The organism is Shewanella electrica (genome assembly GCF_022321485.1).
GTDB classification, from domain to species: Bacteria; Pseudomonadota; Gammaproteobacteria; order Enterobacterales; family Shewanellaceae; genus Shewanella; species Shewanella electrica.
In genome coordinates, this window is sequence record NZ_JAKOGG010000415.1 from 1 (window position 1) to 261 (window position 261).

Consider the following 261-nt stretch of genomic DNA (forward strand, 5'->3'; position numbering starts at 1 on the left):
GTGCTTTTCCCACATCCATTGGGGCCAATTATGGCTATCTTTTCACCTCTCTCAACTATTAGATTTGCATTATTGAACAATTTCTCTTCCCCAAATCCAAATTCGAGATTCCTTATTGTCAATACAGTTCTACCGCTTTGCCCACGCTCTGGAAATCTGATCTTCAACTGCTTCCTTTGGAAAGGCTTCTCAATCAATCCTTCCTTTTCAAGCTTTTCCAATTTCTTCTGCTCACTCGATGCACGCCCTGCGTTAACTCCC

At 42.5% G+C, this 261-nt stretch carries 1 protein-coding gene; it reads right to left on the reverse strand.

Annotated elements, in window-relative coordinates; all coding sequences use genetic code 11:
* Positions 1-221: ATP-binding cassette domain-containing protein (locus L9G74_RS24345; RefSeq protein ID WP_238898712.1), on the reverse strand; the 221-nt coding region annotated here is incomplete at its 3' end.
* Positions 222-261: the final 40 nt, after the last annotated feature.